This is a genomic window from Bradyrhizobium sp. Ken64 (assembly GCF_055807555.1).
Genome location: NZ_JBVVPA010000013.1, coordinates 1 through 25,381, shown reverse-complemented (window position 1 = coordinate 25,381; position 25,381 = coordinate 1). Strand labels below are relative to the sequence as shown.

Sequence of the window (25,381 nt, the reverse complement as noted above, 5' to 3'; positions counted from 1 at the left end):
CTCTTGTTGCTAGAGCGTGGAGGGATGGAAGCGATCGATGCCGAGATCGCCGATGCGGGTTTGGGTGCCGCCGTTGACGATCAGCTCCGCCATCACGGCGCCGGCGCCGGGGCCGAGCTGGAAACCGTGCAGCGAGAAGCCGAACTGGTGATAGAGGCCCTTGTGGCGGCTGCTCGGCCCGAACACGGGCAGATCGTCCTTCGTCTTGGCCTCGATGCCGGCCCAGGCCCGCATGATCGTCGCGTCGCGCATGACCGGGAACAGCTCGAACACGGTGCGGGCGCTGGTCGCGAGGCTCTTCCAGTCCAGCACCGTCTCGTTACGATCCTGGTAGGGCGTTGCCAGATGACCGCCGCCGATCAGCACGGTGCCGTTCTTGAATTGCTTGAAGGAGAGTTTTCGGCCGCGCAGGATCACGACGGGATCGATAAAGTGGGGCACGCGCGAGGTGATCATCAGCATCGGCGCCACGGTCTCGACCGGAACGGGCTCACCGAGCGCCGCTGCGATGGTCCCGGCCCAGGCGCCGGCGGCATTGACGAGCACCGGCGCGGCAAAGCTCTCCACGCCGACATCGACGTGCCAGAGGCCATCGGTGTGCCGGATATTCGTGGCCGCAATGCCCTCGCGCACGGTCGCACCGAGCTGCCCTGCCTTGCGCCGGAACGCCGTCGTTGCCTGCGCGGGATTGGCCGCACCGTCGCGGCGCGAGACCACGCCGCCGGGACAGCTCTCGGCGACCGCAGGCACGAGGCGTCGCAACTCGGCCGCATCGATCAGCTCCTCGTGGGTGAAGCCGAGCGCGTTGAGCTCGGCCACACGCGCGCGGCAGACCACGAGTTCCTCCTCGTTCTCTGCGACGAGGACCTGGCCATAGCTCTCAAAGCTGCAATCGTCGTCGAGAAGATCGGTGATCTTCTCCCAGATTCCCATCGAGCGGATCGAGAGCGGGATTTCGGGGATGTGCCGCGCAAGCTGGCGCACGCCGCCGGCGTTGACGCCCGAGGCATGCCGGCCGGCATAGTCCTTCTCGATCAGCACCGGCTTCAGGCCGGCAAGGCACAGATGCAGCGCAGTCGAGCACCCGTGGATGCCGCCGCCGACGACGATCGCATCCACGTTTTTCGTCATCCGCGCACCACCGCCTTGATGTCGTCTTCGCTCTTCGGAACCGCGGCAAGCTCGGCGAGCGTGATCGGCTTGACCGGCGCGCGCAGCCGGTAATAGCCGATCTCCTGCGGGCTCTTGCCCCGCGCCTGCGCCATCAGTTCGGTGACGGTGAGGCCGCAGAGCCGGCCCTGGCACGGACCCATGCCGGTGCGGCGATAGGCCTTGAGCTGGTTCGGCCCGGTCGCGCCGATGGCGACGGCGTCGAGAATGTCCTTTGCGGTGACCTCCTCGCAGCGACAGACGATGGTGTCGCCCGCGGGAATGCGAAACTGCGGCGCCGGGCGAAACAGCGTGTCGAGGAAGACACGGCCACGCTCGGCCTTGGCGAGATCGGCGCGGAGGCTCGCCATTGCTGGAAGCTTCGCGGCGGCCGGGGGCGCCAATGCTTCCACTGCCGCGCGCGCCGCGATGCGACCGCGCACCACGGCTGCATTCGCGCCGCCGATGCTGGCGCCGTCGCCGGCGATCGCAATGCCGGCGACCGATGAATTGCCGCTGGCATCGAGCACCGGAGACCAGCACAATTGCAGATCATCCCAGCGATGCTCGATTCCGGCCGCCATCGCCAGATTGACATTGGGCACGACGCCCTGGTGCAGCAGCAAGAGATCCGCAAGGACGGTCTCGCGCTTGCCGCCGGCGACATAGCTCACGCTCGCGAGCTGGCCGTCGCCGGATGCCGAAAGCTCGGTGACGCCGGACACGACCTGCATCTTCGCCTTCACTTCGCGCATCATCGAGAGGCCCTTGGCGAAATACGGCGAGGTCAGGAAAGCAAAGGCGTGGGGAAGAGCCGCGAAGTAATTGCCGCGCTCGGTGGTGTTGAGAATGCGATCGATGCGACCGCCGAGACGCAAGATCTGCGCGGCGAGCAGCCAGAGCAGCGGCCCCTGCCCCGCGATCACCGTGCGGCCATCCGGCACCAGGGCCGACGATTTCAGCATCGTCTGCGCGGCGCCCGCGGTCATCACGCCCGGCAGCGTCCAACCGGGAATCGGAAACGGCCGCTCCAGCGCGCCGGTCGCGAGGATCACGCGCCTGGCCTTGACGAAGGCGGACGCGCCGCCGACCGAGACGGCGATGTCGAGATTGCGGTCGAGGCTCCAGACGGTGGCACGGTGGATGACCTCGGCGTCGCTCGCGCGCAGCGCCTGCACGAGTTCGGTGCCTACCCAATAGTCCTCACCGAGCTGTTTGCGGTCGGTCACGGGCGTCGAGGCGATGGCACGAAACACTTGGCCGCCCGGGCCGATATTCTCGTCGAGCAGTAGCGTCGACAGGCCGGCTTCGGCGGATGTCGCGGCGGCGGCGAGGCCGGCGGGGCCGGCACCGATCACCACCACATCATAATCTTCGCGCTTGGGAGCCATAATCATTTTCCGATCTCCCGCTTGCCCTTCTGGATCTCGATCTGCATGCCTTCAGTGACCGGCACCAGGCAGCCCTGTCGGTTGCCGACGCCATCGATGGTGACGAGACAATCGAAGCACACGCCCATCATGCAATAGGGCAAACGCGGCGCGCCGCTCACCGCGGTCGAACGGCGTGCATCGCAGCTCGAGGCCAGCAGCGCCGCGGAGACGGTGTCGCCCTGCCGCGCGGCGACGGCAACGCCATCGACGAAGATTTGCACCGGCGGCCGTTTGTCCTGTTCGGATCGTTTGAACATCTGGGCTCCTTCAATATCCCTAGTAGCCGCTATTGTTCGCAGCGCCCGCGCCGCCGAAACGGCTGGCCGAGAACGCGCCGACCAGCTCCGGCTCGAGCGAACCTTGCGCGACCATGCGCGCGATCTCGAAAGCGTGGTTGGAGGCGAGCGTCACGCCGGAATGGCAGCAGGCGACGAAGGCGCCGGGATGCGTTTCCGACTGGTCGTAGATCGGAAAGCCGTCCTGCGGCATGACGCGGATGCCGGCCCAGCTCCTGACCACGTTGAGCCGCGCGAGATGCGGAAACATGCGCTGGGCGCGATCCGTCATCACCGCGCTGATCGAATGCTTCAGCGTGCGGTCGTCGAGCTCGTCTTCCTTGCTGTCGCCGATCATCACCGTGCCCTCATCGGTCTGGCGGATCGTGGTCAGCGGGTGCGGCAGAAACGGCATGGTGCGTTCGGTCACCACGATCTGGCCGCGGGTCGGGCCCATCGGAGCGGTGAGACCGACCATCGGCGCCAGCGTCTGGTTGGCATTGCCGGCGGCGAGCACGATCTTGGCGGCACGGAGCTCGCCCTGCGGCGTTATCAGGCGGAATTCGCCGCCGTTCTGGCTGATCGACGAGACCGGGCGCTCCGGAAGATAATCGATGCCGAATGCCCTGAAGCCGGTGTGGAACGCACGAAACGTGCGCAGCGAATTGACGTGACCGTCGAGTGGACAAAAGCTGCCGCCGGAGACTTCAGGCCCGATCAGCGGCAGCACCTTCTTGACCTCGGACGCCGGCAGCATCTCCATCTTGTAGTCGGCAGCGCCCGTCTGGTTGTGCATGCGCTTGACCAGCTCGGCGCGCTGGCCGAATTCGTCTTCGCCGAGCGTGAGATGAAAGCCGCCATTCTGCTGAAGCGAGACGTCGAGGCCGGTCTGCTGCTTCAGCTCGGACGCGAGCCGGCTCCATGCCTGTGACGCCTGCACGGTCCACACCGTATAGGCCGGCATGCCGAGGCCCTTGCTCTGCACCCAGACCAGCGCAAAGTTGGCACGCGAGGCACGCTTGGTGATGTCGCCTTCGTCGAGCACGGCGACGCGCTTGCCGAGCCGGCCGAGGCCCCAGGCGATGGCGGAGCCGAGCAATCCGCCGCCGACGACGGCGACGTCGTAATCTGTTCGCATGGATTCTCCTATCGCCCCGTATCGCCCTTGCCGGCGAGCACGCGATCGAGCCCGTAGAAGCGGTCGAGCAGAATGAGGGCGGTCATGGTGATCGCGATCACGCAGGCAGAGACCGACGTCACCAGCGGATCGATGTTGTCCTGGATGTACAAAAACATGCGCACCGGCAATGTTTCGGTGCCGGGTGCCGCGAGGAAGACGGTCATGGTGAGATCGTCGAAGGACTGGATGAAGGCGAGCGCCCAGCCGCTGATGACGCCGGGCAGGATCAGCGGCAGCGTCACGCGGCGGAACAGCGTCCAGCCGCCGGCGCCGAGCGAGACCGCCGCCATCTCGACCGAGAGGTCCATGCCGGTCGCCGCCGCCAGCGTCAGCCGCAGCGCGAACGGAAACACGATGATGACATGCGCGATGATCAGCGCGGCGAAGCTGCCGCCGAGGCCAGCCGAGGTGAAGAAGCGCAGGAAGGCAATGCCGAGCACCACATGCGGAATCATCAGCGGCGACAGGAACAACGCCGCCAATGTGTCACGACCGCGAAACCGATAGCGCGCGATCGCCAGCGCCGCAGGGACCGCGAACAGCAGCGCCACGAAGGAGGATAGTGCGCCAAGGCCAAGGCTGACCCAGAAAGCATGGATGAATTCGGGATAGTTGGCGATCGCCCTGAACCAGCGCAGCGAAAAGCCGTTGGTCGGCAGCGACAGGAAGCCTTCTGGCGTGAACGCGACGAGGCAGACGACGAGGATCGGCGCCACCATGACGATGACGAAGATGGTGTGGAAGATCAGCGCGAGCGGCCCGTTCCGGCTCATCGGAACACCTCCGCGTAACGGCGCTCGATCAGCGCGTTGCTGCCGACGACAATCAGCACCAGCGCGGCCAGCAGCAGCGTGGCAACCGCCGCACCCAGCGGCCAGTTCAGCGTGTTGAGGAATTCGTCATAGGCGAGCGTCGCCGCGACCTTGAGTCGGCGGCCGCCGATGATGGCGGGCGTCGCAAACGCACTGGCCGAGAGCGAGAACACGATGATCGCCCCCGACAGCACGCCCGGCATGATCTGCGGCATGATGATGCGGCGGATGATGGTCACAGGGGCGGCGCCGAGCGACATCGCGGCATTCTCGATCTGCGGATCGAGACGCTGCAGCGCCGCCCACACCGACAGCACCATGAACGGCATCATCACGTGCGCAAGCGCGACAACCATACCGGTTTCGGTGAACATGAAGGGGATAGGCGCGCGGATCAGCCCGGCCGACATCAGCAGCTTGTTGACGAGCCCGTTGTTGCCGCCGAACAGCAGCGCCCAGCCGAGCGTCCGCGCCACCACGGAAATCAGCAGCGGCCCCAGGATGACCAGCAGGAAAACGCTCTTCCAGCGTCCGCCCATGCGATTGAGGATGTAGGCTTCGGGCGCACCGAGCAGTGCCGTGAGCAGCGTGGTCAGGATCGCGATGCGAAATGTCCGCCAGAACATCTCGGCGTAATAGGGATCGGTTACGATCTCGCGCCAGTTCTTGAGGATGAAGACGGGCTCGATGCCCTTGTACTGGCCCCAATCGTGGAACGACAGCATCACGGTCATTGCCAGCGGAATCAGGAGCACGCCGAAGAACAACATCAAGGCGGGCGCGGTCAGCGCCCAGGGCGTGCGTGCGTTTCGTTCCTCGGCGGAAGCGCTCATGCGACGCCTCTCACGCCCATGTCCTCCGGCCTCCAGGTGAGGTGAACTGCCTCGCCTTCGACCGGCTGCGACCGGCCGTCATTCTGGCGGATTACGGTCGCCGGGCCGCATTCGCTCTCGCACTGGTACAGCCAGTGATTGCCCTGGAAGATGCGCGTGACGATCTTTGCGCTGAGGCCTGCGTCGCCAAAGTCGATCCGCTCGGGGCGAATGCTGACGGTGACAGGACCGCTGCGCCCGGCAGGCGCAGGCGCGCTCCACGAGCCGGCGATCAATCGCGCAGGCGCACTGGTCTGATCGATCGTCGCGGCAAAGTCGTTGGTCTTGCCCAAAAATTGCGAGACGAAGGCCGAGGCCGGCTTCTCATAGGTCTCCTGCGGCGTGCCGATCTGCTCGATCCGGCCCTGGCTCATCACCACGATGCGGTCGGACAGCGACATCGCCTCGTTCTGGTCGTGGGTGACGAGGATCGTGGTGGTGCCGATGGTGCGCTGGATCTGGCGCAGCTCGATCTGCATCTCCTCGCGCAGCTTGGCGTCGAGATTGGACAGCGGCTCGTCGAGCAGCAATACGCTCGGCTTGATCACCAGCGCGCGCGCCAGCGCCACGCGCTGCTGCTGGCCGCCGGACATGCGGCGCGGATGACGCTCCTCGTAGCCGGCAAGCCCGACCATCGCGAGCGCGGCGCGGACGCGCTCGGTCCGTTCGCCGCGCGGCACATTGCGCATCTCGAGGCCGAAGGCGACATTCTCGGCCGCTGTCATGTGCGGAAACAGCGCGTAGCTCTGGAACACGATCCCGAGCCCGCGTTTGGCCGGATGGATCGCGGTCAGATCCTTGCCCTCGAGCCGGATCGCGCCACGGGTGGGATCGAGGAAGCCCGCGATCATTTGCAGGGTCGTTGTCTTGCCGCAGCCGGAGGGACCCAGGAAGGAGATGAACTCTCCCTTCCCCACCGCGAGACTGAAGTCGTCGACGACAGTCTGCGCTCCAAATTGCCTGGCGACCCCTTCGAGCTCGAGATAGGCCATCATACTGACTCCGGTATGACCGATCAGCGCTCGACCTCGCGATTCCAGCGCTTGGTCCATTCCTCGCGCTTCTCGTTGATGACGGTCCAGTCCGGATTATAGAGCTTTGCCGCGCGCTCGCCGATCGGCGCCATCTTGCCGAGCTCGGGCGGGATCACCAGCGATTTCAGCACCGGGCCGTAGCCGTAATCCTTCAGCATCACGAGCTGGATCTTGGGTTCGAGCAGCATCTTGACGAAGCTGGACGCAAGCGGCGAGGCGTTCGGCTTGGTGATCGGACAGGCGGTCGTCAGCAGCGTCGCGGCGCCTTCCTTCGGGTAGACGAAGTCGACGGGGAAACCGGTATTGGCAAAGCTCTGCACGCGGCCCGTGCCCCACACCGCGATCACGGCCTGGCCGGACTGAAACAGCTCGGTCATCTTGCCCGGCGACGGCTCATAGGCGAGCACGTTCGGATTGATCTGCTCCTTGAAGATTTTGAAGCCGGAATCGACATTGGACTCGCCGCCGCCATTCATCTTCGACAACATCACCAGCGCTTCGAGCCCATAGGTGTTATTGATCGGCGGGATCACGAGCTGCTTGGCGTATTTCGTGTCCTTCAAATCGTTCCAGGAGGTCGGCGGCGCCCAGCCCTTCTCCGCAAACACCTTGGTGTTGTACATCAGACCGGTCGCGACGATGCCGATGGCGACCGCACGATCGTCCTTGAAGCGCGCGGTGTCGTAGAGATCGGCCGGCAGGCCCTCGAGCTTGCCACAGAAGCCGAGCTGGATCGCCTGGTACATCGGGCCGTCGTCGACGATGGCGACGTCGATCTGCTGGTTGCCCTTCTGCGCCTGGAGCTTTGCCAGCGTGTCGGTGGAGTTGCCGGCGACGTACTCGACCTTGACGCCGTTCTCCTTCTCGAAGGTCGGGATCACCTCGTCGCGGATGGTCTTCTCGAACGAGCCGCCATAGCCGGCGACATAGAGCGTCTTTTGCTGGGCCGTGGCGACCGACGGGGCGGCGATGAGCGCCGCGATGCTGACCGCTGTCAGAAGGCGAAAAGTCTTCATGTGGTCCGATCTCCATACCGGGATGAGGTGATGTGCCGACGAGTCTCGCTGGCCGAAGCGCGTTGCCGCATTTCCTTCCGCGCAAATCCCTCTCTGATCAGGGCTCCGGCCCCTGCTTGGCGGGTTTGGCGCGATCTGGAGGTTCGAACCCCTCCAATCTGCCGGAAAAGCGGGCTGTCTCCAGTCCTGATGAAAAAGATTGCAAACCCAGGCTTCCATCGTCCAATGAATAATGGCACCCTTTGCATGCCTAAATGTTATGAATGGAATTGAGGATGGCACGGATCAATTCGCGGCAGGTCGAGGCCTTCCGGGCCACAATGCTGACCGGCAGCGTGACCGAGGCGGCGGCGCTGATGACGGTGACGCAGCCGGCGGTCAGCCGGTTGCTGCGCGACCTCCAGGCGCTGTTGAAGATGGAGCTGTTCGAGCGGCGCGGCACCGGCCTCGTGCCGACCGCTGCGGCCATGGCACTCTACACCGAAGTCGAGCGCTCCTTCGTCGGCCTCGAACGCATCACCGCGGCAGCCGAAGAAATTCGCGGCCGCCGCACCGGCTCGCTGCGGATCGCGGCACTTCCAGCACTGTCGAATGGCTATTTGCCGCGGCTCACCGGGCACTTCCTGAAGGAGCGGCCGAACCTCAACCTCGCTTTCTTCGGCGTGATCTCGCCGATCGTGGTCGATTGGGTGCTGAACAACCAGTGCGACGTCGGCTTTGCCGAGGTGCCGATCGCGCATTCGGGCTTGCCGAGCCAGAAGCTGCCAGCGCCGGCCCGCGTCGCGGTGCTGCCGACCGGTCATCGCCTCGCGGAAAAGGAAGTGCTGGAGCCCCGCGATTTCGAGGGCGAGACCTTCATCTCGTTGTCGGCGGGATCATCAAGCCGGCATCTCGTCGACCAGGTCTTCCATCGCCACGATGTCCGCCGCGTGCTCAGGGTCGAGACCACGCTGTCGGAGATCATGTGCGGCATGGTGTCGTCGGGACTTGGCGTCGCCATCTGCGATCCCTTCACCGCGCAGGAATTTTCGACCCGCGGCATCGTCGTGCGCCGCTTTCTGCCTCGCATCGACTTCGAATTCTCGGCGGTCTTTCCAGCGCAGCGCAGCCCCTCGCCGGTGGCGCTGGATCTGGTGGAGACCATGCGCAAGTCGCTCGCCGAATTCGACGACTAGCCAAGAACGATTTGAGTTCAATCGATCTCGCCGCGGGCTCGCTGCAACCTCTCCCGCTTGCGGGGGGAGGTCGGCGCGAAGCGCCGGGTGGGGGCTCTCTCCTCATCGGGAGTGTCCCCGTATGGAGAGAACCCTCTCCCCCCTGCCCTCTCCCGCAAGCGGGAGAGGGAGCGCACCACCTTCGTGGCTCCAGGAGACCCCTCAACCGTTGAACGCAGCCTGCGCCTCGGGCAGGTCCCAGATCTTGCCGATCGCAGCGGTGCCCGCCGCCGTGATCGCCGCCTCGTCGGCGCCAAGATAGCGGCCGGCATCGATCAGCATGCGGCCGTCGACCATGACCTGATCGATATTCGCGCGATTGGCGAGCGCGATCAGCGCGCGGCGCGGATCGAACAGCGGCTGAAGATGCGGATGGGTGAGATCGACGATCGTGAGGTCGGCGGTCGCGCCGGGCTCGATCCGGCCGAGGTCGGGCCGCTTGATGACATCGGCGGCGATTGCCGTGTTCGCCTCGATCAACTCGGGCGCGTTCGCGACATCGGCGCGCGCCGAGGTGATCTTGGAGATCAGCGACGCCGCATTGAGCTCGCCGAGCAGGTCCATGTTGTAGCCGTCGGTGCCGACCACGGTGCGAACGCCGTGCTCCGCAAACCGGCTGAATGCGGCGGTGACGCCGGCGCGCGCGAACACGCGCGGGCAGTTGAGAACCGTCATGCCGCGCGCGGCCATCAGCTTGAGATCGTCGTCGGTGCTGAACATGCAGTGCGCCGCCATCAGATCGGGAGTCAGCAGGCCCAGCCAGTCGAGATATTGCGCCGGCGTGCGGCCGCCATAGCGTTTGCCGATGGTTTCAACCTCGGCGCGGCTCTGCGCCATATGCGTCGTGATCGGCACACCAAGCTCGCGCGCCCGTGCGGCACAGGCCTTCAAGAGATCGGGGCCGCAGGTGTCGGTGGCATGTGGAGCCATCGCGAGACCGATCCGTCCGTCGCCTCGGCTGTTCCAGCGCTGGTAGAGCGCATCCCAGGTCGCCATGTCGGCGGTGCCGTCATCACCGGAGTAGTGAACCACGCCGTCGGGGCCGGCCTTGGCGTCCGACGTCGAGAACAGATAGGGCGCGCCGTAGAAACGGATGCCCATCTCCTCGGCGGCGTCGAACATCTCCGGGATCGAATTCCGGAACGGCTCCATCACCGTGGTGGCGCCGCCCTTCAGGAGTTGAAGGATGCCAAGCCGCGCGACCGCCATGCGCTCTTCCGCCGACAAGATATCTGCGCCGCGCTTGGTCAGCGGCAAAAGCACCGTGTAGACAATGCTCTGGTTGTTGCGGCGGCCGTTGCCGTCTTCGGTGTGGCTGCGCGCAACCGCTTCCGAGAAGCAGTGATTGTGCAGGTTGAGCAGGCCGGGCAGAACGAAGCGGCCGGGACGGTCATGCACCTCGTCCGCGCGTGGCTTGTCGCGCGTGACCGCGGCAATCTTCTTGCCTTCGACCAAGACCCAATGGTCGCGCAACACGTCCTGCGCGCCGTCCTTGCGTGACAGCACATAGCTGCCGAAGATTGCGATCGTGCTCATGCGGGGCGTACGTTCCAGAAGACGGCGGTGCCGTCGAGGATGCCGGTGATGGCTTTGCGATAGGCGGTCGGCTGCTTGTACAGGCCGATCGGAATATAGGGGATTTCCTGGAAAGCCACCGCCTGGATCTCACGGCAGATGCGCTGCTGCTCGGCAAGCTCGGATGCCGCGAGCCACTGGCTGCGCAGGCCGGCCATCTTCTCGCTCGCATACCAGCCCGCGACCTTGCCTTCGCCACGGATGTTGGTGTTGCCGGCCGGATTGAGCCAGTCGATGCCCTGCCAATTGCCGACCGCGGCGCTCCAGCCGCCCTGCCCGATCGGGTCCTTCTTGAGCTGGCGCTGCAACACCACGGCGAAATCGAGCCCGGCATATTCGACGTTCATGCCGGCCTTCCGCAGACTGTCGACGGCGATCTCGCCAAGCGGCTTCTGCGCCAGCGAGTTGGTGGGGACGAGCACCACGATCTTCTCGCCATTGTAGCCCGCGGCCTTGAGATCGGCCTTCACCTTGGCGTAGTCACGCGGGCCGCGGAAGACATCGAGGCCGACCTCGCTCGCCATCGGCGTATTCGGCGCGAAATAGCCGATGGGAGAGACCTGAAAGTTCGGATCGGTACCGGCCACCGCGGTCATGAAGGCGGATTGATCGATCGCCCCCAGCAGCGCGCGGCGAACGGCAGGGTTGTCGAACGGCGGCTGAAGATGATTGAGGCGCAGCATGCAGGCATAACCTCGGGGATCGAGCACGCGCGTCTCTATGTCGCCGGCCGCCTTGATGATCGGCAGCAGGTCGTGCGGCGTGGTCTCCTGCCAGTCCTGCTCGCCGGTCTGCAGCGCGGCGACGCCGGTGCCGGCATCGGGCGTGGTGGTCCAGACCACCCGATCGTAATGCACGATCTTCGGACCCGCGGTCCAATCCGGCTTGCCGTCGCCGCGCGGCTGATAGCGTTCGAATTTGGCATAGGCATTGCGCGCGCCCTGCACACGCTCGTCGGCGAGATAGCGGAACGGGCCGCTGCCGATCACTTCGGTCAGCGGCTTGAACGGATCCTGGCTCGCCAGCCGCTCCGGCATCATGAAGCACGCGTTGATCGCGGCCTTGCCGAGCGCCTGCGGTAGCAGCGGGAACGGACGCTTGAGACGGAAGCGGATGGTGCGGTCGTCAGTGATCGACAGCTCGTCAGTCGCCTCCATCAGCTCACCGCCAAAGCCGTCGCGCGCGGCCCAGCGGCGGATGCTGGCAACGCAGTCCCGCGCAAGGACGCGCTCGCCGTCGTGCCAGAACAGGCCGTTGCGCAACGTCAGATCCCACTGGAGTTGGTCACCGGAGATGGCGTGGCCCGACAGCATCTGCGGTGAGACTTGCAGGGAGGAGCTCATGCCGTAGAGCGTGTCGTAGACCATGAAACCGTGGTTTCGCGACACTTGTGCCGTCGAATAGATGGGATCGACGAAGGCGAGGTCGATCACGGGAATGAAGCGCAGCGTGGTCTGGGATTCGGCGCGCAGGATGCCCGGGAATGACAGCGCCGGTACAGCGGCTGCGGCCTTGAGGAGCGAACGGCGGGAGACGGGCATTGCAAGAGGCTCCTGAAGGATCTTACGTGTTCAGCAAGACGGCACCGATCGCAGCAGCCACCGCCTGTTGCGCCGGCTCGACCACGGGAACGCCGATGGCCTCCGCAATCGCCGCGCGATGCGAGGCCATGCCGGCGCAGCCCATCACCACGACGTCGGCACGGCATTGCGAGATCAGCGCGCGGCCGGCTTCGATCAACCGTCCGCGGATGTCCGCGCCCGCCGTCTCCGCCGCGCTCGCGCCGACCGACCAGCTTCCGGCATAACGGCTATCGACGCCCATCAGCCGCACCATGCGCTGCTGGCGGCGGATGCTCGACGGCGACAGCGCGATGACGCCAAAACGTTCACCCAGCATCAGCGCGCGAAAGATGCCGCACTCGGCGATGCCCATCACCGGGCGCCCGCCGGCCGCTTCGCGCACCGCATGCAGGCCGGGATCGCTGAAACAGGCGAGCACGAAGGCATCCGCATCGTCGCGCGTGACGCGATTGACCAGCGGCATCACGACGCTGTCGGCGTCGCGTTGCGAGCTGATGCCGGGCGGCCCCTCGGCAAGACCGACGACCTCGATTTCGGGTCCGCCGACGATGCGCAGCGGCGCGACGGCGTCGTCGATCGCCGCCGTCACCGATGCGGAGGAGTTGGGGTTGATGACGAGGATGCGGGTCATGGTGTGGCTCAGCTTTTTCCGGCCTCATGGCGCAGGAAGTTGGCCGCGATCTTCTCGCCGGTCGTGATCCAGACATCCGGGCACGACTTTGCGTAGGTCAGGAACTCACGCAGCAGGCGCAGCCGCATCGGTCGACCGCTGCATTGCGGATGCAGCACGGTTGTCACCATCGCGCCCCAGTCGCGGACTTCGTCAAGCTCGTCCTTCCAGATCGAAAGCACATGCTCCTTGGGGAAAATCGAGCGCGGGCTGAAGCGCGCGGACAGACCGTGCATCCAGTCGTCATAGCTTGCGGTCACCGGCAGCTCGATCGTGCCCGGCTTGCCGTCGGCGAGACGATGGCGATAGGGACGCACGTCGTCGCGAAACGAGGAGGTGTAGACGATGCCGTAGCGCACCAACGCCACCCGCAGCTCCTCGGTGAACTCGCCGTAGGGCGCGCGATAGCCGGTCGGCTTGACGCCAAGCCGGCGCTTGAGCGTCTCGAAGCCGCGCTCAAGCTCCTCCTCGGTCCAGGGATCGCCGGGATCGGGTATGAGATGGTGATAACCGTGGTGGCCGATCTCGTGACCGGCCTTGAGAATGGCCTCGGCCATCGCCGGATGCGCGTCGACCGACCATCCCGTGACGAAGAAGGTCGCCTTGAGATCCAGCTGGTCGAGCAGTTCCAGGAGCTTCGGCGTGCCGACGCGCGCCTCATAGCCGCCATAGCTCATGGTGATGAGCCGCTGCGCATGCATCGCGTCCTTGCTGGTCCAGGCGCTCTCCGCGTCCACGTCGAACGACAGGAACATCGCCGAATTGTACGGCTTCGGCCAGGGGTATTCCGGCGCAGGATCCGCGGTGTTGGCTGGGGTGAGCGGAATGCTCTGGAGTGCCTTACTGTCCAGCATTGATGGTCGCCTTTTCGAGTGCGTTGTCAGTCAGTTTCCACTTGGCCAGCAGCGTACGATAGGTGCCGTCCGCGATCAGCGCATCGACCGCCTCCAGCATGGCTTGCTGCAGCGCCTTTTCCTTGACCGGCAGAGCGATGCCGGTGAATTGCTGCGCAAGGGGCTCGCCCACAGTCGCATAGGTGCCGGGCTCGAGGTCCATGATGTAGGGCAGCGTCTCATTGCCCTGGGCGGCGGCATCGATGCGGCCCTGCCTGAGCTGGGTGCGGGCGTCGGCCGATCCGTCGGTGCCGACGAACTGGATCGGATTGGTACCGCAATTCTTCTCGCTCCAGGCCGCGATCTGGGCCGGGAACATGGTGCGGCGGCTGGCGCCGACCTTCTTGCCGCAGAGCGCGGCCGCGTCCTTGAACTCCGCCTTGCGCGACTGCTGCACGAAGAACTGCGGACCGCTGCGCAAATAATCGACGAAGGACGCGATCTCGTGCCGGCTGGCATAGTCCGTGAAGCCGGACAGGATGGCGTCCACCCGCCCGGTCGAGATCGACGGCATGAACTCGGCAAAGCTGGTCTCCTGCCATTCGATCTTGACGCCAAGCTTGCGGCCGATGGCCTCGCCGAGATCGACGTCGAAACCGGACAACGCGTTGGTGGCGGGATCGCGGAACTCCATCGGCGGATAGTTCGGCACCAGCGCGACCTTGATGCTGCCGCGCTTGGCGATCTCCGCCGGCAGCTCGACTGCCATGACCGGAGCGCTCATGGCGCCCACGAGTGCTGCCGTAACCAGAAGTCTCATCATCGATACGCCCCCATTCAGATCACTGCCGAAAGAAATGCCCTGGTGCGCTCCTCGCGCGGCGCGCCCAAGACGTCGGATGCGCGCCCCTGCTCGATGATCGCGCCCTGGTCCATGTAGACGACGCGGTCAGCGACCTCGCGCGCGAAGCCGAGCTCGTGCGTCACGACCATCATGGTCATGCCGCTCCGCGCCAGCTCCTTCATGACCGCCAAGACCTCGCCGACGAGCTCGGGATCGAGCGCGCTGGTCGGCTCGTCGAACAACATCAGCATCGGCTTCATGGCAAGCGCGCGGGCAATCGCGACGCGCTGCTGCTGGCCGCCGGAGAGCTGGGCGGGATACGAGTCGGCTTTGGCCGACAATCCGACGCGCCGCAGCAGCTCGATCGCCTCCGCACGCACTTCGTCGGATTTTCGGCCTTGAACCTGAAGCGGACCCTCGGTGATGTTTTCGAGGGCGGTCTTGTGCGGAAACAGGTTGAAACGCTGGAACACCATGCCGGTCTTCAGCCGCTGCCGCCCGATTTCGCGCTCGGTGAGCCGATGGAGCCGCCCGCCCTTCTCGCGCACGCCCAGGAGCTCGCCGTCGAGCCAGATGCCGCCACTGTCGATCGCGGCGAGCTGGTTAATGCAGCGGAGCAGCGTGGTCTTGCCGGAGCCGGAGGCGCCGATCAGACACATCACCTCGCCGGGCCGGACATCGAGCGTGACGTTTTTGAGAGCCTGAAACTCGCCAAAACTCTTGCTGACGGAGCGGATTGCGACGAGGGGTTTTGTCATCGCGTGAGCCGCAATGTGCCGCGCGCAAAACGGCGTTCGAGCAGCATCTGGAGCGGCGTCAGCACCGAGACGACGAGCAGGTACCAGAGCCCGGCGACGATCAGGAGCTCGATCACGCGCGAATTGGCGTAGTAGATGTTTTCGGCATTGTGCAGCAGTTCCGGATACTGAATGACGCTGGCGAGCGAGGTCGCCTTCACCATGCCGATGAACTCGTTGCCGAGCGGCGGGATCACCACCCGCATCGCCTGCGGCAGAACGATCCGGCGCAACGCACGCAAGCGTCCCATGCCGATCGCCTGCGCCGCCTCATATTGCCCGATATCGACCGACAGCATGCCCGCGCGCATCACTTCCGACGTATAGGCGCCCTGGTTGATGCCGAGCCCGAGCAGCGCGGCAAGGAACGGCGTCATGACGTCGACGGCGCGCGCGCTCCACAGGCCGGGAATGCCGATGGTCGGAAACACCAGCGCGAGATTGAACCACAGCAGCAGCTGCAGGATCAGCGGCGTGCCGCGGAACAGCCAGGTATAGCCAGCGGCGACGGTCTTCAGCACCGGGTTGGGCGACAGCCGCATGACCGCGACGACCACGCCGAGGAAGATGCCGAGCGCCATCGCCAGCACCGCCATCACCATGGTGTTGACGATGCCTTCGAGAATGACCTTTGCCGTGAGGAAGCGGCTGACATAGGACCATTCGATCTGGCCAGCCGCAAACGCACGCACGATCAATGCGAGCACAAGAACGATCAGCGCTGCGCTGAGCCAGCGAAACCAGTGCGGCTCGCGCGCGATCCGCATCCCCGACAGATCGGGAAAACCCTCCGCGAGTGCCGGTACCGTCTTCATTGCGGCGCCGCGTTCAGCATGGGCTTCTCGACTGCGTTGGCGCCGAGACCCCATTTGTCGAGGACAGCCTTGTAGGAGCCGTCGGCGATCATGGCGGTGAGCTTCTCGGTCACCACCTCACGAAGCGCCGCATCGTCCTTGCGGAACATGATGCCCTGATATCCTTTGGCAAAAGGCTCGCCGATCACGCGGTATTTGCCGGGTTCCTGCGTCTGCGCGTAAGGCAGGGTTTCGCTGCCCTGTACGGCGGCGTCGATGCGGCCCTGCTTGAGCTGGTTGCGAACGTCGATCGAGTTCTCGCCCGGCACGTACTGGATCGCCGGCTTGCCGGCCGGCTCGCAATTCTGCTTGCTCCACTTCTCGATCTCGACCGGGAAGCTGGTGCTGCGGGTAGTCCCGACCTTCTTGCCGCAGAGATCGGTGGCGACCTTGGCCTCGTTCTCCGCCATCACGAAGAACTGCGGGCCGGTCCCGAGATAATCGACGAAATCCGCGGTCTCGCGCCGCGAGGCGCGATCGGAGATGCCGGAAATGATGAAATCGGCGCGCCTGGTCTGGAGCGACGGGATCAATTCGGCGAACGGCGTCTCGCTCCAGACGATCTTCACGCCGAGACGCTTGGCGAGCTCGTTCGCCAGATCGACATCGAGCCCGACGAGCTCATTCGTCGCGGGATCGCGATATTCCATCGGCGCGTAAGTGGAGTTGACCGTGAGCTTCAACGCGCCCGCCTGCTTGATCTCCGCCGGGAGCTCCGCCGCCTGCGCGGACATCACGGCAGCCAACGCTGCGAACCCGAGGAAATGCGAGAGGCGTGTCATGTCAGCTCCTTTGCCAACGTTGTTGGAACGTCCTGTCAGTCTGCGTCGAGAACCGCGGGTTCGATCACGCCGGCACGTTCGGTGATCACCCTGTATTGCTCCGGCCGCCGGTGGGCGGCGAAGTTGAACATCTTGTCCTTGCCCTGGCGGCAGAGGTCGAGATCGATGTCGGCGACGATCACCTCGTCAGTCAGCGTTGCGGCCTGCGCGACGATACGGCCATTGGGATCAACGATGCAGGAGCCGCCGATCAGCCCGGAGCCGTCCTCCTCGCCTGCCTTCGCCACCGAGATCGCCCAGGTCGCGTTCATGTAGGCGTTGGCCTGCGTCACCAGCGTGGAGTGGAAGGTGCGCAAGGAGGCATCCTCCGTGCTGCCGCCATTGGGATCATAGGCCGCGGAATTGTAGCCGATGCAGACAAGCTCGACGCCCTGCAGGCCAAGCACGCGCCAGGATTCCGGCCAGCGGCGATCGTTGCAGATCATCATGCCCATGATGGCGTGGGCCCAGGCCGAGCCGGCGCGGAAGGCGGGAAAGCCGAGGTCGCCATAGTCGAAATAGCGTTTCTCGAGCTGCTGGTAGCGCGCACCTTGTCGCGGCTCGACCGAGCCCGGCAGATGCACCTTGCGATAGCGGCCGAGCAGCTCGCCGTCGCGATCGACCAGGATGGCGCAATTGTAGCGGCGTCCATCCGGCGTCAGCTCGGCATAGCCGACATAGAAGCCGACGCGCAGCGCACGCGCACGGTCGAACAAGGCGGCGACGTTCGGGTTCGGCATCCCGCGTTCGAAATAATGGTCGAGCGACTCGCCTTCGAGCAGCCAACGCGGAAAGAATGTGGTGAAGGCAAGCTCGGGAAACACCACGAGGCTGGCGCCGCGGCCGGCCGCCTCCTCCAGCAGCGCAAGCATCCGCGACAGCGTATGCTTGCGCGTATCGGCTTTTTGCGTCGGCCCCATCTGTGCGGCGGCGGCGCGAAGGACACGAACCAAGATTGCCTCCAATCTGTGCGCAGTGCTGCCTCAATGGGCGAATGAACCCTTTGATGCGACGTGCAAATCCGCTGCCATTACGCGGAAGCGGGGCTGCAAAATCAATTCGTTCTGCTATGATGTTTTGGCCCAGAGTATAATCGGCAGTGATATGAACCTGCGCCAGCTCGAGATTCTCCGCGCCGTCATCCGCCACCGCACCACGGTTGCGGCCGCCGACGAACTGGCGCTGTCGCAGCCTGCGGTCAGCAATGCGCTGAAGACGATGGAGGCGCAGGCGGGTTTTGCGCTGTTCGAGCGCGTCAACAACCGGCTGTTTCCGACCACGGAAGCGATGGCGCTCTACAAGGAGAGCGAGGCGATCTTCGCGCTGCACGCCAAGCTCGAGAACCGTGTGCGCGATCTGCGCGAGAACCGTTCCGGGCATCTCGCGCTGGTCGCGACGCCGCCGCTCGCCTACAGCATCATCCCCTCGGCGCTGTCAGGCTTCCTGCGCCGCCGCCCGGAGACGCGGGTGTTCTTCGACGTGCGGCGCTACGAGGGCATCATCGAAGGCGTGCTCAACCGCGTCGCCGAGCTCGGCTTTGCGCTCGGGCTGACACATCATCCAGGCATCGCCCATGAGGTGGTGCACACCGGCGAGATGGTCTGCGTGCTGCCGCCGCAGCATCCGCTCGCCGACCGGCCGGTGATCTCGGCCGCGGACCTGTCTGGCCTGCCCTTCATCGGGCTCGAGCGCGGCACGCGGCTTGGTGAGGCCGTGCGCGACAGTTTCGCACGCGCCGGCGCGCCGTTCCAGCCGACCGTCGAGGTGCGCTACTGCAACACGGCCTGCGTGCTCGCCGCCGCCGGCGTCGGCGCCGCGGTGGTCGACCCCTTCTCGCCGCGACAGAACGGCGGGACCGGCCTTGTCGTACGGCCGTTCGCGCCGACGACGCACGCGGTGGCCTATATGCTATGGTCGGAAGCCGAGCCGCTGTCGCGCCTGGCCAAGGCGTTTCTCAACGAGGTCCGTAAAGAGAGTGCGCTGCTGGAGCCCACAGCGCCACACCAGCAACATGGGGCAGGAAGCGACTGAGCTTGACCTTGACCAGAGGGCACATGGCACGCATCACCATCATCGAGACCGGGCAGGTCCCACAAAAATATCGCGAGCGCCACGGTTCGTTCCCGGACATGTTCGAACGCATGGTCCGCGCCGAGGATCCGACGGCCACGATCGACATCGTCAGCATCCCGAATGGCGAAGCGCTTCCCGACCCGCGCAGTTTGGGGGCGGTGCTGATCACCGGCGCGGCGGCCGGCGTCTATGACGGGCTCGACTGGATCGCACCGCTGGAGGATTTCGTCCGCACCGCCTATGCGAACAAGACGCCCATGGTCGGCATCTGCTTCGGTCATCAGTTGATCGCGCAGGCGCTCGGCGGCACCGTGCGCAAATCGGAGAAGGGCTGGGGCATCGGCCGGCACGTCTATCGGGTGCTGCCGGACAACGGCGTCGTCGACGGCGAAGCGGTCGCCATCGCCTGCTCGCATCAGGACCAGGTGATTGAGCCGCCGAATGATGCGCTGACGATCCTCTCCTCCGAGTTCACCCCGCATGCCGGCCTGCTCTACGCCAACGGCGCAACGCTCACCGTGCAGCCGCATCCGGAGTTCGACGTGGAGTTTGCGCAAGTGTGCTGCGAGCTGCGCGACGGCAAAGCGCCGGACGATGTCGTTGCCGCCGCGAGGAAGTCACTGGCGCAGCCGCTGGATCACGCCAAGCTGGGGGGCGCGATTACGAAATTTCTGGCGCGCAAATCCATCCCCTCATCCTGAGGGGCGCGCTCTCGCGCACGTCTCGAAGGATAGAGGCCCGGATGCTGCAACGGGGGCCTGCATGGTTCGAGACGCCGCTTCGCGGCTCCTCACCATGAGGGGTGACAGTTGTTTCTCGGCTCAGAAAGGATCCGTCCCCAACCCCACCACATCCGCAGGCCTCGGCCCCGGCGCCGGCCAGTGAAACCGTCGGTCCTTCTCCGCGATCGCGATGTCGTTGATCGAGGCTTCGCGCCGCCGCATCAGGCCGTGCTCGTCGAACTCCCACTGCTCGTTGCCGTAGGAGCGATACCACTGGCCGCTCGCGTCGTGCCATTCGTACTGGAAGCGCACGGCGATGCGGTTTTCGTCGAACGCCCAGAGGTCCTTGATCAGGCGGTAGTCGTGCTCCTTCTCCCATTTGCGGGTGAGGAATGCGACGATGGCTTCACGCCCCTGAAAAACCTCGGAGCGATTGCGCCAGCGGCTGTCCTCGGTATAGGCGAGCGACACGCGCACCGGGTCGCGCGAATTCCAGGCATCCTCGGCCATGCGGGCCTTCTGCGCTGCGGTCTCACGGGTAAAGGGCGGAAGCGGCGGGCGCGACATGATGGCCTCATCGGTTGGCGGGAGTGCAATCTATCGCCGCGCGCGGGGGAGTCGAGAGGCCGTCCGCTATCGCCCGATCACGAAATCAGATCAGCCTTCATCAAGGCGCGGATCGACTTCGGGATCGGCTGGGCGCGGCCGCCGCTGATGAAGGCGACACGCACCTCGGCTTTCACCAGCACGTTTTCCCCGCGCCGCACCTCCTGCGCCAGCACGATGGACGCACCCTTCACGGCGACCGGCCAGGTCACGACATCGAGCACGTCATCCATCCGGGCAGGCTTGAGGAAATCGAGATGCATCGAACGCACCACGAAGGCAAAGCTTGCGTCTTCCGTCTCGGCCTGCTCGAACAGCGCCTGCTGTTCGGCACCCATCAGTCGCAGATGGTTGGTCCGTCCGCGCTCCATGAAGCGCAAATAGTTGGCGTGATAGACGATGCCGGAAAACTCTGGTTTGACGATATCGCAACAGAATACCAACTTCTTGATTTCGTTGGGGCGCTGGAGGGCGATAGCGTGAACAAGCGCAGATTTTTCTACGTCCCTTTCATGGCGAGCCGCAGCGCCTTCGGGATCAGCTTCAGTGTTCACCTAGCTCGCCTCGAGAGAAATGTCAGCCCGGCCGCGAGCATAGCGGCCCGAAGGGGCATGCGGGACGAGTGCAGCGACAACACCGGTGTTTGAGCGGTACGCGGGAACGGGGCCGTGATAACGCTCGCCACAGGCGAGCCCGTTTTCCGAGTGCCCCCGGCGAGGAGCACTTTATGGCTTGCGCGAGGCATCGTGATCCGAAGGGCCGAGACAGCATGGCTCGGCAAGCTGGCTCATAGAGCCCCGTCCGCGGAGCGGACGCGCCCACAACCTAATTAGACCCGTACTTGTGCCATGGGCGAAACCGCGGCACTTATGAGCCTGATTCGGGAGATCCTATCGCGGACCTCACACCGCTGACCCACATTAAGAACGTGTGCGGTTATTTGCGTGAGAGTTTCCGGGTTCGTTGCTCCGTCGGCGCCGCCCCTGACCGAAAGCCCAACCGATCGCTCCTGCATTGACGGTTTTGTCCGCGGAGCCGGAGCAGGACTGGCGTGTATCGTACTCCGTCAACCCAGCTCCATGGCCTGGCCGGAATAGTCGACGAACAGCTTCTCGCCGGCGACATGGACCTGGGGACAGGATGGGCTTGAGGGGGCCGGCCCATTGCTTGTAGCGTTCGCATAGCTGAAGCAGTCGGAGTTAGGCAAAAGACCAAGGTAGCTGGGTTGCAGACTGTCAGCGGTGCGCGCCTCCTGGTTACCCCCGATCGCAATCGCTGAAATAGCGATCACGATCGGCTGGAAACGGTGATCACGATGCTCTGGAATGGGCGATCACGATGGCTTGGACTTCGTGATCACGAACGGCTGGAACACGCACTTACCGGGCGCCCCGTCGACCTACCACGCTACTACGTCGCGACGTGGAGCGATGCCGTCAAGCTGTCGGGTGCGCAAGAGGCAGGACACCGCGCTGATCTACGCTCGCAAGCGAAGGGGCATGTCAAGGAGTTGGAGATATCTGCAACGCCGCAACCTGACGCGGCGTTTGATTCACGCATTTCTTCCAGCGCCAATGTTGCGATGCAGTTACAGCAATTTGCGTGCACGTTGTTAAGACGCAGCCGGCTCGGGGGCACTCAAGACATGGGAATAGAAATGAAGAACTTGTTGCTTATGACAGTCAGTACGGTGGCGCTTGCTGCGGTGGCCCCCGCATTCAGTGCTGATCTGCCTGCGCAACCCATCAGGCCTCTCTACACCACCGCTCCAGGACCTGTCGCGGCTGCAATCTTCGATTGGAGTGCTTACTATTTCGGCGTGAACGGTGGTCTGAGCTCAGGCGAGAGTTGTTGGGAGTACCTTGGCAGCACGCCCGAGGGCTGTCATCATCCGACAGGCGGTAGCGTGGGCCTCCAGATCGGCTATCGATGGCAGATGGGCCAGATCGTGCTGGGTGTTGAGGGCCAGGGCAACTGGGCTGATTTGACCGGGTCCAATCACAGCATCGCGTTTTCCGATACTACCAACCAGACTAAGATTGACGCGTTCGGTCTCATGACGGGGCAGATTGGTTATGCCTTCGGGAACAACGTACTTTACGGCAAAGGCGGCGCCGCAGTCACGAGCAACATCCATCAGATCAGCTCGACCGTGGCAGGAGCCAGTAGGAAAAGTGACGTTCTTTGGGGCGGTGTGTTGGGGGTCGGATTCGAGCACGGCCTCGCACCGAACTGGACGGTGGGCTTCGAGTACGACCACCTGTTCTTCCAGCCCCGCACGGCGAAATTCAGCGGGAACATCGGTGGGGCCGATCGCATCCGCGAGGGTCTCGACCTTATCACGGTACGGGTCAACTATAAGTTTGGCGGTCCGATTCTCCTGAAATATTGATCCGTACTTGTGTCGATGGCCCCGGCCTAGCCGGGGCCATTTGAAGGAAAGCATGGCCCGCTCAGAGCCCGGCCATTCAGGCAATTCCGACGTGAGATTCAAGCGCGCGATCCCGGCCCTTCGCCTTTCGCTGGCCTGCGATCCCTCCTTCTCCGGACGGCAAGCTCGGCAGCACTTGGCGGGGAACCGCCGGCTCAGCGCTGGAGCACATTCGACACCGAAAGTCGGCCGTAATCGTGGACAGGGTAGTCGCAAGGGCGACGAGCTCGGAACCTGCGTCGATCCCGCGGGAATGATACTGCTTAGCTTGCGGCTGCCGCCTTGCCAGGGTAAGCGGCGCATCGCCGTCGCAATCGAGGCAGACGAGATCGTCGAACACAGCTGCCTCCGCTGAGGCGGCCACGGCAAGATCCGCCTGCAAGCGTTGAGGACATAATAGATCGGCTCATCCGCGTCTGTCGCGAACCCGGACGATAGGCAGCTCGGCTTTCCAGCATCTCACCGGCCCGTCCGATCTTTCGGATCACTCGGCCTCGCCTGCTTCGGCTACGAGCGGCAACCGAGCAGGCGAGCACCTGCCCTCCGACATCGCCGACATCGCGCGCCAAGCGCCGATGCGGACCGAGGAGAAATCATCGGTGCCGCGGGCGGGGCGCAATGACGTCAGTGAAAGCCGCGGACACGGGCGACTCCATGATGAAGCAAGGCGGCATCCACAGCAGGACTGACCCGAGTTTCTCCGGCCAGGACGCCATAACCCTCGCGCTCAGATGGCATCGCTGCCGGGCGCAAGCTCCATGGCCGGGCAGAACTCTAGTCTCGCGTCGCCTTGCAACCCGCCGAAACCCAGTCGGTCAGCCACGCCGGAGCGCGGGGAATAGGTTTGGAGTTCATTCTCGGTTCTTCACACCTCGAAGGGGGTTCTGCAGTTCGCACCCGTAGCAACCACAACAGGATTCCTGCAGACTCCGTAGCGCGAGACGCGTCAAGACAGTTGGATCCAAGTGGCCTTTTGCGGCCAGAGCTAATACCTTTTCGGCGAGGCACGCCTTCAACGAAGACGTCCGGTTTGCTTCGGGCACCATCCCGATCGCATCGTCCAGAACACCTCGCAACAAAGCGCATAGTTTGGTTTTCGGTGTCATGGCGCTAATCCAAAAACAACGGAGATCTGGCCGACCTCGGCTCCGGCCCGCCTGGCCGGTGGCCCCCGGAAAGCCGTGCGGAATAAACCTTCTTCGCTCCAGGGAGCGGGAGGAGTAAGGGAGACGGCCGAGCCTACAAGTACAAGAGCTAGGTTTCGGTAATGTGACAGTTCGTGCTCCGCTCATTCTGGATGCATGACGGCTTAAGAAAGCATCCTGCGGATAGGTCCTTTGGTTTTCAAGTCGACGCTTGCTGACGCTATCAACAAAAGTTCGTAAAGCATTTGGTGAGGATCGCCGAGCCGTGAATTGGGCAGCCTTAGTGGATTGCTTGTTTCGATCGCGCCAATTCCAGCTTAGGAGCTCGTCGCGCCTTTTGAGCCGGATGTGCGGCGCGGTTGCTATAGTCGGCGAGCCACGCTTGTGAAATCCACGCTGCTCAATCTGGCGGTCATGTTCACGGCCAGAGCTCCGGCTCGGCGGAAACGGATTGGTCCGCAGGCTCAGAGTTGTCAAATCCCGGTTCTGGTAGTTGAAACACGACGCAACATCATCTTGAACTCTTCTGGCACGGTTCACAGTTGAGCTTACGGTGATAAAAATTTCTCTTCGAGATAATTTCGGCGTGCTCCGGCCAGCCCAGCTTGTCGCCGTCCAGGATCGCTGGTTCGAGTGGCTCGATATTCGCACCGAAACTTTCGCCCAGCTGCGCGATCCAGTGACGCTAGAACGAGCTTGGGTGCCACTGGGCTCGATTACCGTTCCGCCAGAACCAGAATGGACACCAACACATCCGGCGGTCACAAGGGCTCGCCGCCCCACGTAATGCCTACCCCTGTTTAGCACCGTATTCCATGGAGGCGGATCAAGTTTGAAACATCCCGCATGGTCGTTCTGGCTAGTCAGTCAGTGTCCGGTGCCATGTGTGACACAATTATGATTGCTCGCGGGACAACACCGTTGAGGCGTGTCTGACTCAGACTGTCGAACTTACGACACGCTGGTACTTATTTGTAGAGCTAGGCGGTGTGGACTCTGAGAACCCATTTCCAGGAGCAAATCAGATTCATGGCTGTTTTCTCGGAGCAAGTCTTCGGTGTCATGAACCCGCTGCGGCTGCTTTGTAGCTTACCCGCCGCGGCTGTAATGGCCCCTACAGCCATCCGCCGCCCCTTTGCCTCAGTCCGCGCGCTGCAACAGCGCGCTAGCCGTCATCCACAACAACACGTCACGGGGGTTCCGATATGCAGTTGCTAAGTTTCTCCACGCCGAGCGCCATTCTCTCGAGTGCCCCTTCTCACAACTTAAGCAATTCAGCAGCGTTGCGACCGATTGACGCGGAACGGAAGGTCAGGTGTCCGTCAACTCCCTACAGCTATAGGAATCATGTGGCTGGCTTCCTTATCTCGATCGACGGCAGTGGCCCACCGTGGATCTTTGCCTCAAAGCTCCGCAGCCGCTGATAGATCGAGATCAGTTCG

General features: G+C 64.2%; 23 protein-coding genes. 4 read left to right on the top strand and 19 right to left on the bottom strand.

Annotated elements, in window-relative coordinates; genetic code table 11:
- Window positions 1-9: 9 nt before the first annotated feature.
- From AC0L2F_RS21235 to AC0L2F_RS21200, 8 genes are read right to left on the bottom strand one after another with little or no spacing between them, the layout of a single operon-like run.
- The gene (locus AC0L2F_RS21235; RefSeq protein ID WP_473249733.1) at window positions 10-1,131 is read right to left on the bottom strand and encodes an NAD(P)/FAD-dependent oxidoreductase; all 1,122 of its coding nucleotides are present in this window, start codon (window positions 1,129-1,131) and stop codon (window positions 10-12) included.
- Entirely contained in the window at window positions 1,128-2,546 is a 1,419-nt protein-coding gene (locus AC0L2F_RS21230; protein ID WP_473249732.1) for an FAD/NAD(P)-dependent oxidoreductase, read from the bottom strand. Before AC0L2F_RS21230 ends, AC0L2F_RS21235 begins: the two co-directional genes overlap by 4 nt.
- Complete coding sequence (locus tag AC0L2F_RS21225) at window positions 2,543-2,839, bottom strand: (2Fe-2S)-binding protein (protein ID WP_007614350.1); 297 nt, start codon at window positions 2,837-2,839, stop codon at window positions 2,543-2,545. Before AC0L2F_RS21225 ends, AC0L2F_RS21230 begins: the two co-directional genes overlap by 4 nt.
- A 19-nt stretch (window positions 2,840-2,858) precedes the next feature.
- The gene (locus AC0L2F_RS21220; RefSeq protein WP_473249731.1) at window positions 2,859-3,995 is read right to left on the bottom strand and encodes an NAD(P)/FAD-dependent oxidoreductase; all 1,137 of its coding nucleotides are present in this window, start codon (window positions 3,993-3,995) and stop codon (window positions 2,859-2,861) included.
- An 8-nt stretch (window positions 3,996-4,003) separates the two neighbouring features.
- Window positions 4,004-4,810 (bottom strand): ABC transporter permease, encoded by an 807-nt coding sequence (locus tag AC0L2F_RS21215; RefSeq protein ID WP_007614354.1) that lies wholly within the window; start codon window positions 4,808-4,810, stop codon window positions 4,004-4,006.
- Entirely contained in the window at window positions 4,807-5,682 is an 876-nt protein-coding gene (locus AC0L2F_RS21210) for an ABC transporter permease (protein WP_473249730.1), read from the bottom strand. Before AC0L2F_RS21210 ends, AC0L2F_RS21215 begins: the two co-directional genes overlap by 4 nt.
- Complete coding sequence (locus AC0L2F_RS21205) at window positions 5,679-6,713, bottom strand: ABC transporter ATP-binding protein (protein WP_473249846.1); 1,035 nt, start codon at window positions 6,711-6,713, stop codon at window positions 5,679-5,681. Before AC0L2F_RS21205 ends, AC0L2F_RS21210 begins: the two co-directional genes overlap by 4 nt.
- 23 nt (window positions 6,714-6,736) lie before the next feature.
- On the bottom strand, window positions 6,737-7,771 hold the full coding sequence (locus AC0L2F_RS21200) for an ABC transporter substrate-binding protein (RefSeq protein ID WP_063994743.1): 1,035 nt from the start codon (window positions 7,769-7,771) through the stop codon (window positions 6,737-6,739).
- 275 nt (window positions 7,772-8,046) lie between these two features.
- On the opposite strand from AC0L2F_RS21200, the gene AC0L2F_RS21195 reads away from it, so the two are divergent.
- A complete protein-coding gene (locus AC0L2F_RS21195; protein ID WP_007614361.1) occupies window positions 8,047-8,946 on the top strand; it encodes a LysR substrate-binding domain-containing protein in 900 nt (299 codons plus the stop codon).
- 201 nt (window positions 8,947-9,147) lie between these two features.
- Here AC0L2F_RS21195 and AC0L2F_RS21190 read toward each other — a convergent pair whose 3' ends face one another.
- From AC0L2F_RS21190 to AC0L2F_RS21150, 9 genes are read right to left on the bottom strand one after another with little or no spacing between them, the layout of a single operon-like run.
- Window positions 9,148-10,521, bottom strand: coding sequence for an amidohydrolase family protein (locus AC0L2F_RS21190; RefSeq protein WP_473249729.1), 1,374 nt, complete (start codon window positions 10,519-10,521; stop codon window positions 9,148-9,150).
- Window positions 10,518-12,101: an ABC transporter substrate-binding protein gene (locus AC0L2F_RS21185; protein ID WP_473249728.1), complete on the bottom strand. Its 1,584-nt coding sequence runs from the start codon at window positions 12,099-12,101 to the stop codon at window positions 10,518-10,520. The genes AC0L2F_RS21190 and AC0L2F_RS21185 overlap by 4 nt, the downstream gene beginning before the upstream one ends.
- Before the next feature lie 22 nt (window positions 12,102-12,123).
- Entirely contained in the window at window positions 12,124-12,774 is a 651-nt protein-coding gene (locus AC0L2F_RS21180; RefSeq protein ID WP_473249727.1) for an aspartate/glutamate racemase family protein, read from the bottom strand.
- An 8-nt stretch (window positions 12,775-12,782) separates the two neighbouring features.
- Entirely contained in the window at window positions 12,783-13,667 is an 885-nt protein-coding gene (locus tag AC0L2F_RS21175; protein WP_473249726.1) for a polysaccharide deacetylase family protein, read from the bottom strand.
- A complete protein-coding gene (locus tag AC0L2F_RS21170) occupies window positions 13,654-14,469 on the bottom strand; it encodes an ABC transporter substrate-binding protein (RefSeq protein ID WP_473249725.1) in 816 nt (271 codons plus the stop codon). The genes AC0L2F_RS21175 and AC0L2F_RS21170 overlap by 14 nt, the downstream gene beginning before the upstream one ends.
- Before the next feature lie 14 nt (window positions 14,470-14,483).
- A complete protein-coding gene (locus tag AC0L2F_RS21165; RefSeq protein WP_473249724.1) occupies window positions 14,484-15,248 on the bottom strand; it encodes an amino acid ABC transporter ATP-binding protein in 765 nt (254 codons plus the stop codon).
- On the bottom strand, window positions 15,245-16,102 hold the full coding sequence (locus AC0L2F_RS21160) for an amino acid ABC transporter permease (protein ID WP_473249723.1): 858 nt from the start codon (window positions 16,100-16,102) through the stop codon (window positions 15,245-15,247). The genes AC0L2F_RS21165 and AC0L2F_RS21160 overlap by 4 nt, the downstream gene beginning before the upstream one ends.
- On the bottom strand, window positions 16,099-16,923 hold the full coding sequence (locus AC0L2F_RS21155) for an ABC transporter substrate-binding protein (protein WP_473249722.1): 825 nt from the start codon (window positions 16,921-16,923) through the stop codon (window positions 16,099-16,101). The genes AC0L2F_RS21160 and AC0L2F_RS21155 overlap by 4 nt, the downstream gene beginning before the upstream one ends.
- 35 nt (window positions 16,924-16,958) lie before the next feature.
- Window positions 16,959-17,915, bottom strand: coding sequence for an N-carbamoyl-D-amino-acid hydrolase (locus AC0L2F_RS21150; RefSeq protein WP_473249721.1), 957 nt, complete (start codon window positions 17,913-17,915; stop codon window positions 16,959-16,961).
- Between the two features lie 151 nt (window positions 17,916-18,066).
- Here AC0L2F_RS21150 and AC0L2F_RS21145 point away from each other — a divergent pair, with 151 nt between their 5' ends.
- Window positions 18,067-18,993, top strand: a complete 927-nt coding sequence (locus AC0L2F_RS21145; protein ID WP_063994734.1) for a LysR family transcriptional regulator — start codon at window positions 18,067-18,069, stop codon at window positions 18,991-18,993.
- A gap of 23 nt (window positions 18,994-19,016) precedes the next feature.
- The gene (locus AC0L2F_RS21140; RefSeq protein WP_063994733.1) at window positions 19,017-19,736 is read left to right on the top strand and encodes a type 1 glutamine amidotransferase; all 720 of its coding nucleotides are present in this window, start codon (window positions 19,017-19,019) and stop codon (window positions 19,734-19,736) included.
- A 120-nt stretch (window positions 19,737-19,856) separates the two neighbouring features.
- Here AC0L2F_RS21140 and AC0L2F_RS21135 read toward each other — a convergent pair whose 3' ends face one another.
- Both AC0L2F_RS21135 and AC0L2F_RS21130 read right to left on the bottom strand, forming a co-directional pair.
- Window positions 19,857-20,324, bottom strand: a complete 468-nt coding sequence (locus AC0L2F_RS21135; RefSeq protein ID WP_063994732.1) for a nuclear transport factor 2 family protein — start codon at window positions 20,322-20,324, stop codon at window positions 19,857-19,859.
- Between the two features lie 77 nt (window positions 20,325-20,401).
- Window positions 20,402-20,806 carry a YbgC/FadM family acyl-CoA thioesterase gene (locus AC0L2F_RS21130; RefSeq protein ID WP_231170991.1) on the bottom strand — a complete coding sequence of 135 codons (405 nt, stop codon included), beginning with the start codon at window positions 20,804-20,806 and terminating at the stop codon, window positions 20,402-20,404.
- A gap of 1,214 nt (window positions 20,807-22,020) precedes the next feature.
- On the opposite strand from AC0L2F_RS21130, the gene AC0L2F_RS21125 reads away from it, so the two are divergent.
- The gene (locus AC0L2F_RS21125; protein ID WP_473249845.1) at window positions 22,021-22,755 is read left to right on the top strand and encodes an outer membrane protein; all 735 of its coding nucleotides are present in this window, start codon (window positions 22,021-22,023) and stop codon (window positions 22,753-22,755) included.
- The last annotated feature ends 2,626 nt before the right edge of the window (window positions 22,756-25,381 follow it).